Annotated in this window: 9 protein-coding genes and 1 pseudogene; 5 read left to right on the top strand and 5 right to left on the bottom strand. The window is 49.7% G+C overall.

The genetic code is table 11. The features are described from left to right. The first annotated feature begins 405 nt into the window (after positions 1-405). The 3 genes from A1355_RS06125 to A1355_RS24390 are packed head-to-tail and all read left to right on the top strand — an operon-like array spanning position 406 to position 1,589. Entirely contained in the window at positions 406-720 is a 315-nt protein-coding gene (locus A1355_RS06125; protein WP_064026059.1) for a transposase, read from the top strand. Positions 721-733: 13 nt separating this feature from the next. Next, complete coding sequence (locus tag A1355_RS24395) at positions 734-1,210, top strand: IS3 family transposase (RefSeq protein WP_082885387.1); 477 nt, start codon at positions 734-736, stop codon at positions 1,208-1,210. 7 nt (positions 1,211-1,217) lie between these two features. Continuing rightward, positions 1,218-1,589: a DDE-type integrase/transposase/recombinase gene (locus A1355_RS24390; protein WP_082885386.1), complete on the top strand. Its 372-nt coding sequence runs from the start codon at positions 1,218-1,220 to the stop codon at positions 1,587-1,589. Positions 1,590-1,789: 200 nt separating this feature from the next. Here A1355_RS24390 and A1355_RS06115 read toward each other — a convergent pair whose 3' ends face one another. From A1355_RS06115 to A1355_RS06105, 3 genes are read right to left on the bottom strand one after another with little or no spacing between them, the layout of a single operon-like run. Further along, positions 1,790-3,400 (bottom strand): diguanylate cyclase domain-containing protein, encoded by a 1,611-nt coding sequence (locus A1355_RS06115; RefSeq protein WP_064026057.1) that lies wholly within the window; start codon positions 3,398-3,400, stop codon positions 1,790-1,792. Then, entirely contained in the window at positions 3,397-3,810 is a 414-nt protein-coding gene (locus A1355_RS06110; RefSeq protein WP_064026055.1) for a hypothetical protein, read from the bottom strand. Before A1355_RS06110 ends, A1355_RS06115 begins: the two co-directional genes overlap by 4 nt. 2 nt (positions 3,811-3,812) lie before the next feature. Then, positions 3,813-5,057, bottom strand: a complete 1,245-nt coding sequence (locus A1355_RS06105; protein ID WP_064026053.1) for a hypothetical protein — start codon at positions 5,055-5,057, stop codon at positions 3,813-3,815. A 496-nt stretch (positions 5,058-5,553) separates the two neighbouring features. Here A1355_RS06105 and A1355_RS26030 point away from each other — a divergent pair, with 496 nt between their 5' ends. After that, entirely contained in the window at positions 5,554-6,015 is a 462-nt protein-coding gene (locus A1355_RS26030) for a DUF4942 domain-containing protein (RefSeq protein WP_231883581.1), read from the top strand. Positions 6,016-6,200: 185 nt separating this feature from the next. On the opposite strand, the gene A1355_RS06095 is transcribed toward A1355_RS26030, so the two are convergent. Next, positions 6,201-6,749 (bottom strand): MAPEG family protein, encoded by a 549-nt coding sequence (locus tag A1355_RS06095; RefSeq protein WP_064026061.1) that lies wholly within the window; start codon positions 6,747-6,749, stop codon positions 6,201-6,203. 51 nt (positions 6,750-6,800) lie between these two features. Here A1355_RS06095 and A1355_RS06090 point away from each other — a divergent pair, with 51 nt between their 5' ends. Then, positions 6,801-7,274, top strand: coding sequence for a winged helix-turn-helix transcriptional regulator (locus tag A1355_RS06090; protein ID WP_231883580.1), 474 nt, complete (start codon positions 6,801-6,803; stop codon positions 7,272-7,274). Between the two features lie 487 nt (positions 7,275-7,761). Here A1355_RS06090 and A1355_RS06085 read toward each other — a convergent pair. Then, positions 7,762-8,684, bottom strand: a pseudogene (locus A1355_RS06085) (IS5 family transposase). Positions 8,685-8,731: the final 47 nt, after the last annotated feature.

Raw genomic sequence — 8,731 nt, 5'->3', positions numbered from 1 at the left:
TTGAAGTTCGTCTTGGGATAGGTTTTGGATGTCGATCATAGGGTTAAAAAGCAATCAGGTTAGAAATGGTTATTTTACCAGCTTTATTAAAATTAGCATTCGTTGGATAATGATATTTGAAATATTTTGAAAAAATTGTTTGTTTGCGTTTTAAAATTTGCTGTCGTTTACTAACTTCTTTAGTTCATCGACATCATATGGCCGAATGGACGAAACTGATCGTGCGGGTAGCCGAAGTATTTTGGAAGAGCCAGAGTCATCGCCGGTCGATTTACCCATGCCCGATCAAGATATGCCGCTTAGGTAGGTGTTATGTCCAATATTTTCATGATAGTCGGCCTTGAAATGGTCTAATAATCTCGGACACTTCTAAAGGCAGAATTTATACTACAAGCAGAGGTGACCATGAGTAACGACAAAAAACACAATCGACCGAAATACAGTTTGGAATTCAAACAAGATGCCGCCAGACTGGTTCTTGAAAAAGGCTACAGCCAGCAGCAAGCGGCCGATCATTTGGGTATATCGCAAAGCGCACTGGGCCGCTGGGTACGAGCAGAACGCAAGCCTTCGGCCAACGAATCGGCGACCAAAAAGTCTTGCCTGAATCTGGCGGATCATGACGAATTGGTCCGGTTACGCAAGGAAAAGGAACAACTGCGGATTGAGCGCGAAATCTTAAAAAAGGCCGCCGTCTTCTTTGCGAAAGAAGCCGAGTAAAGTCCACGGATTTATGCAGGCGCAACAGAAGACGCATCCAGTCACCGTGCTGTGTCGAGTGATGCAGATGAGCACCAGCGCTTATTATGCTTGGTGTAACAGTCCACCTGACGAAGACAAAACACATCAAGATCAGAAACTTGCCGAAACAGTGCGGCAGAATTTTACCGACAACAAGCAGAGCTTCGGTTCGCGTCGTTTAGCGGATCGATTGCAGAAGCAAGGTTTTGCCGTTGGCCGCTTTAAAACTCGGCGGATCATGCGGGAGTTGAAGTTAAACGTTCGCTACCCCAAACGATTTAAAGTGACCACGGACAACAACCACACTGAGGCCATATCGCCCAACCGGCTGGACCGCCAATTCAAGGTCGCTCAGCCCAATCAAGTGTGGACCACGGATATTACCTATGTCTGGACGCTGCAGGGCTGGCTTTATGTCGCGGTCGTGATCGATCTGGTCTCCCCGCCGAGTGGTGGGCTGCGCGATTGACGACCACATGCGGACCTCGCTCTGTGTCAACACATTACAAATGGCCTTCTGGCGTCGCAAACCGCCGCCTGGTCTGCTGCATCATTCGGATCGTGGCAGCCAGTATGCCAGTCGGGAATATCGTCAACATTTAGCTGTGATGAAGATGGAACAGAGCATGAGCCGAAAAGGCAATTGTTGGGATATTTCGCCGACGGAACGCTTTTTCCGCAGCTTGAAGCATGAACAGCTCAACTACGAAAAATTCAAAACCCAAGCGGCGGCGAAACTGAGCGTGATCGACTATTTGGCTTTTTACAACGGTCGTCGATCGCACTCAACATTGGGCTATCAATCCCCGATCGAATTCGAGCGGGCGTTTTCAAAAAACGCTGCCTAAACAGGTGTCCGATTTTTGTTGACCATTACAGCAGTTGAATGGGTACTTGCCTGTCAGTTTAGCTTTAGATGGTTGATTGCAAGACCTGCCCCTTACGTTGTGTGACCCTTACGTTGTGTGACCCTTACGTTGCTTCGCGTTGGCATAAAGACAAAACAGCATTGCCCGACGACCTGAATGACAGCTTACAAATGACGGTACTATCCATCGATCGCGACTTTTTCCACTACGATGGTGCCATCTGCCAAGGTCATGGCAAAGCCGTTTCTGCCCTGACGCTTGACCTCGTACATCGCTTGATCGGCCTGCTTGTACAGTTCCTCCAAAGTCTGGCTGCTACCCTCTTCTATACAAATTCCGATACTAACGCCCATCGTTACGTTCTGGGTTGAATTGAGCTGGATAGGTTTGCCAATAGCCAAAACGATGTCTCCGGCGATCTGACGGACGTGTTCGACGGATGCACAGTTCACCAGCACAATCAGAAATTCGTCGCCTCCCAGCCTGGCGACGATATCGCTGGTGCGCACGCAATTCTCCAAGCGGGCGGCGGTTTCTACCAACACCCGATCACCGGCATCATGTCCGTAGGTATCGTTAATTTCTTTGAAGCGATCCAAATCAAGCAAGAGTATAACCGGGGCATTGTCCTGGTCTCTTCGCGCGTGGATAAGGCTGGTAAGCTGCCGCTCTGCAGCTTGTCTACGCAACAAGCCGGTCAACGAATCATGGTCGGCTTCGTGCCGGATACGGGTCTCTGCCGCCACGCGGTCGGTGATGTCGTACACGACGCCTTCGAAACACGGACTAAACCTGTTGGAGATTTGCAGCGAGAGCATGCAGTGCACCCAGGAAGTAAGATTTTTTAAGCACAGATCCTGGGATACGGTTTGACGGCGTTCCACGGCCCTATACATCAGTTCGCGCACGATTGCCGGCTCGGCAAAAGCCAGTTCCGCAAAATCCTGCCCCAGCAGCTCTATTGTGGATAAATGCCGCAAGCCGATGACTTTGCTCAAGATGGGATTAACCGTTTTTAGTCTGCCGGCTTCATCCAGCAAGAAAATCCCGGCACTCGTCGTTTCAAAAATATCGCGCAACTGTTTTTCAATGATCTCGATTTCCTCACGCAGGGTATGTTCGGTTTTAAATTTTTCCTGCAAGGTTTCCAGCAGACCATTGATGTCCTCCACCAGTTGACCGAGTTCATCCTGATTATGCGGCAGCGGTTCCAGGCGCTCTTGTTCACCAGCCATGATGGCATGCAGGGTATCGGACACTTTCATTAATGGACGTGACAGCGATGAGCGCACCATCAATAATACGATCAGCGCAGTTAGCCCGATCAGCGCGGATGAATTCAGCGCGCTGAACAAGGCGCTGTGCCGAGCTTCCAAGAGATTGTATTGCGCTTCCGGGGTGACGGTGAGGCGGCCAATGACTTCTGCTTCCCCAAACGGCGAGCGCAGTATGCGAATGATCTGGTCTTGCTTTGGCACTTCGGTATTTCGTGCCTTCGTCAACTGCAGGCCTTGGTTATTGCTCAATTGGGCTTCATGCACGATGTCATTGCGCAGCAAGCCCTTGAGAACATCCTCGCCGATACTGCTGTTATTGGAATAAGCTGCAATTGCAGAGGTGCTTTCCACCGTATCAAGCAACTGGTTGATCATAATCACGGTTTTTTCTTTGGATCGTCTGAATTCCGCATAGAAATAAAGCACCGAAGTAAATACCGTTAACAGCAAGGCAGCCCAAAAAACTGATTTTGCCAGTTTGTGGTAAAGATAGCGTTTTTTCACGGCGGTCATCGATTAAGTAGCAGCAGGACGCGAACGGTTTTGTCCACCCGTGTTTTATCGATATAGCCGATGGCGCCTTCGTTTTCGCGTACTGTCTGCATTACCGCCTTATCGTCCGGGAGTTGTTGCGGGGGCGAAGCTTGTCCCGTAAACATGATTCTCGCCCAGTAGGCATTAATCTGTTCAACGGGGCGCCCAGTTAGTTTTTCGTAAAATTCGGCGCGAAGGGACGAGGATTGATCCATGGGCAGGGCAAACTTGCCGTTGGGAAAGGTGCGGACTCGGCCCATAAAAATATCCTGCACTTGTTGCGCCGTGAGGCTATCAATGTTGTTATTGATATGCGCGATGACTGCTAACTCCGCTTGCGCCAATGGCATGTAGAGGACCAGCAGTAGTGAAATGAGGCGATTTCTCATACTCAGAACACGAAGTCCATGCCGACGGACCAGACGTTGACCGTGTCGGGTGTTAGAGCGGACTCAGGCTGAAGCCACAAAGCGGCGCCGTTATTACCCAACCAGTAATGAGTCCATTGCGTCTTCAGGGCAATATTCTCGTAGACATCCCAGCGCAGACCTAAAGAGACCGATTTTTCGTCCACGCCGCTGTTATTGAGCGCTTGATCGGTTGCGTTTCGCAGCTCGATTACAGAAGGAACGGGAACTAGCGGATTGGAAACATTGACTTGGCTGTTCAACGACTCCGAAATGCCGAACAGCGAGTACAGCGTCACCTTCCCAAAGCGTCTGCCCGCGCTGAAGTAGCCGCTGGCTACGCTGGGAAAGACACCTATGTCCGAATTGACATAAGACGCTTCCATCTGCGCCAGCCATAGTCCGTCGTCATAGGCCAAGCCGATGGAGCTGTAATGCACGGACTTGTTCTTGCCTGAAATTCGTTGACTGAAAGACTGGGCGCCTGGCCAGACCGCATTGACCGGCGCGCTGTTGAGCGAGTCTAACAGCGGTTGCAACGGTGCTAACTCTAATGCATTCACCGCATAGGCGTAACCGATACGGGCGTTCCAGTTGCCGTATTCATAGGCCAGCTTGCCGCCGACATTGAGACTGCCTTGGTCCGCTGAGTTCGAAATGCCAACGGGGACTTGAACGAAATTGTAGCCACTGAAAGCTTTGATGGTCAATGTACCCTCGCCGACCGCGAATTTTTTCGCGATGTCGGCGCCGTCAAAATGGTAGACGGGGATGCCTCCGTAAAATTCATGGGGAGGACGTATCCAAGGATAGGCATAACCAACATTACGGTATTCCGATAGCATAAACACATCGAAGCCCAGCCGTCCCACCCGAATATCCAGGTCGTCAACCGGTCGCCAGCGCAGAAATGCCCAATCAAGATTTTGTTCAAAAAAATCACCTGTGGTATTTCGCGCCACCCATTGCACGGTCGCGTGCCATGACTCATTTAAGTCGGTATCGAGCTGCAATCCCAGGCGAGAATCGTTGTCAAACCCCCAGCCGTTGGTCACCCCCGTTGACTGTTTGACGTCACGCCGAAAACCGATCCGGTCGGTATCCGTGCCGCTGACGCCCACAGTTCCGAAACCTTTGACCGTGAAGTTAGGATAGGCATCATTAGCAAACCCGGCCATAGCGCTAAAAACCAGGAACGCAGCTGTCAATAAGATGATGATGTATTTCATATTATCTTTAACCTCAGAATTACTAGCAATACCCATTAATGTGAGCAGCCACATAGCCTGAACCTAAATTCCGCAATCGAAATTTAAAAATGGTTTGTAATATTTATGATTCAATAGGTTGCACATATATAAGCACTCACCATAATGGAGAATGCTAAATTCGAAATACCCTATATAATTTCAATTACTTATTAGCTTTCTTTAAGCTCAACTGCGTTTTTAGGCTGAATGGTTAAAAAGGATACATAAGCTGCCCATAAATAATGAAATAGTAGCTTCCGAAAATCCGAAATCGTTACTATATAATGAGAAAATTTCGAGCAACCCTATCACAGAGATAGCTTAAAATACAAGGCTACTTATTTCATTGGTTTACAGAAGAATTGGGCGTACCAACCAAAAAGCGACAGATCAAACGTTTAATTTGACCTGATTAGCAAGAATCTATAGCCAAATGGGCATTGTCGGGTACAGGTGCGTGGCAGGCGGCCTCTGAATGACCTCTTTTCAAGGTTCCCAGCCGTTCACTGGAAATATGTGTCTGTCTCTTAATATTACTGAGCAACCATCCGATGAGGAGGCGCGATTGGCCGAAACGGGTCGATTGCAACAGTTCACAGCGCCTAAAAAACTCATTCTGTACTGGCGCAATCATAGCGGTCTCAGCAGTGATGACGAGTCATCTTCGGATGCAGTGAAGCGGGCACTGTTCAAACGCTATCACGATCTGAAGAATCGGGCCTGGGCCAGCATTTTACGCTCAACCCAAGTCACGTCGCGCTTGTCGTCGGCGGAACAGAAACGCTTGGAGGCGGATTTCGAAACGGTGAAGTCCTTGGAATTTACCGTTCCGAATATCTATGGCTTTCTACAAGGCATCATCGATCAGCAAGGTGAAATTCAACTGAGCATGGTCTGCCTTGTCCGTGGCGGAGCTGTACGATCGCGTGGACAATGACGATGTTAGACAATTCAAACAGGCATTGGTCGAACAAGACCAATAGCCACTTTTTAAGCCCCTGTGACAGGGGCTTTTTCAAAACGGCCAAGCGGCCAATCGAAAACGGCAACACCGGCGAGAATTGGGGCCAAATCTCATGAACCGAGCCAATGTTCGTCCGGTCGTCCGGATTCCATCCAAGCTTATCCCAACCCTACCGCCGTCACAAAGCGAAACCAAAGTGCGCCCAGAACGATGCAGCTTGAAGCCCAAGTCGCGAAGCGATACGGCACCCAGTTTACCGCCATATAGATAATGGCATGGGCATACCTGAGTACAACAAAAGCCCAGGCCAGAACGATTTGAACGTTGTCGGCGTTTTTCTCGACAAGCATCAATAGACAAATCACATAAAAAAGCGCGGGTACTTGCATTAGATTATTGAACGTTCGAGCCGGACGCTCGAATCGATCGTCGGCTGGAACATCCGCCTTGTAATCCGCGAAATACCTGATCGACGCATGCCCTCGAATAACGGCAACATTGCGCGCGACGACCATCATCAGCCATACCAAAGCCGTCAGCATAAAAAGCGCGGCCATGGGAGATACAAGCAACTCCGGGGGAACAGCCCAATGTTCACCGGCTAATAGCCAGAATAACCAAGCGGCGACCGAGCCGACAATAATGCAAGGAGCCGTGTAGATCCGCGGCAACGAGATATTGGTGGCAGTAGCATTTGTCGGCGACATTGACGATCTCCTGATGAACGTGATTTGCGGAATAAGCTTGGATTGATATACTTGCAATATGCAACTAATTATCCTATTTCAATTGCAAAATGCAAGTCAATAAAGCAAATGTCCGACTCTCAGCTCAAAAATAGATGTCCAATTGATTATGCTCTTGAGGTGTTCGGAGACCGGTGGACGCTGATCGTACTTCGCGATCTGATGCTAAGCGGCAAACGGCATTACCGGGAGTTGATGACTTCAAAAGAAGGAATCGCAACCAATATTCTGGCTTCGCGACTGAAGAAAATGGAAGCGGACGGACTCGTTATCCGTAAACACAAGCCCGAAGACAAACGCCAAGTGTTTTATGAGCTAACTGAAAAAGCGCTTGATCTGGTACCTGTGCTACTCGAAATTAGCCGCTGGAGCGTCATTTACGACCAGCATACCGCAGCCCCTCCGGAACTCATGCGCCGCTATCAAGAAGAGCCGCAGCAGTTGATAGCAGATCTGCAGGAAGCCGCACGAATTCAGCAATCCTGATCGTTTTGCAACAAAAACGAAAATTCGGAGGGCCATGGATATGCTGAACAGCGTGAAGCACATCGTTCGCGATCGGTGCGGTTCGTGAATTCAGCACTCCCAATGCCTTCTTTGGGTTGGACATCTAAGACTGGTAATTCTGTTCTGTTTGGCTGTTTTTGACCGAACTGATACCTTCTGGCATCTGACCCGATGACAGCCCCACATCTCACGCCCATTTGAAGATAGAATATCGTGTAATCGGTAATTCGTAGGAAGTGGCAGCGCGCATGACAGTATGCCGGTAGTCAGGCTTAATGTGCTTGGCATTCTATAGAGACGTCTAAATCATCTTTACGCGAGAGTTTGGCGTAAAAACCGGAAAAGCCGATCACTTCACCGACCTCCAGTCTTGAGAGTGAATGAATACTGAACTATTCACTGAAGGGCTTTGTTGCATAAATCCCGTATCGCGCAAACCTCCCCTACCCCAATTCGCTTGACGGATTTAGGGTATAGCCACCGTAATCGGTGTGCCTAGCCGGGTAAACCGATTTAGTAGTGCTGCGCGAATTTGCAGTTCGGCGAGCTGGCTATCGAAGCATCGTGCATTGACCCGTTCGCCCAGCAGTTTGAAGCAACGCATTTTGGTTTCCACCAGACTTCGACGATGATACCCGCTCCATTTTTTCCAGATGGCCTTCCCTAGCCTTTCGGTGGCAAGTAGGGGACGCTAGCGCCCGGGGTATTTTCTTTCCATGGCTTGCTGTTCTTGCGCACTGGGATCATTGCCTCGGCGTCCCGCTCGGCAATCGCGGTGTGACTCTTTTTGGTGTCATACGCACCATTACCGCTGACGAATTCGATGCCTTCCTCGCCTGGAATTTGATTGAGCAAATCCGGCAAAACCTGGGCATCGCCAACCCGATTCGAGGTGACTTCAATCGCCCGAATTTCCAGGGTTTCGGAGTCGATTCCCAGGTGAACCTTACGCCATTGCCGGCGATACTCGGCGCTACGCTTCTTGGTTTTCTATTCGCCTTCACCCAAGATTTTGACGCCCGTGCTATCGACCAATAGTTGTAAACCGTTCGGATTAGGACGACAAGAAATGCAGACCTGTAAACGCTGTTGGCGACGGCAAAGCGTTGTGTAATCGGGCATTGGCCAATCGAGGCCCAACAATTTCAACAGACTGGCCACCTACCGCTGGCCTGCCGTAACACCAGACCGAATAGATTCTTGACCATCAGGCAAAATTGAATCGCTGCATCCGAAAACTTTTCATCCCGACCGCGTTTTCCGCTGCCAGCCGGCCTACCAGTCCATCTCTTTGTCGATCCATAGCAGCATCGAGCCACCGCGTTTCAACAATTGATTGTAGTCTCGCCAACCGGTAGTTCCATAGGTCTTGGCTTGTGGCTTCGGCATTTCGACTCGCGTTCAGTAAATTCCCTTGAAACATTGGGGCATTGGGG

The sequence above is a fragment of the Methylomonas koyamae genome, assembly GCF_001644025.1.
GTDB lineage: Bacteria > Pseudomonadota > Gammaproteobacteria > Methylococcales > Methylomonadaceae > Methylomonas > Methylomonas koyamae_A.
This window is presented reverse-complemented; position numbering and strand designations above follow the sequence as displayed.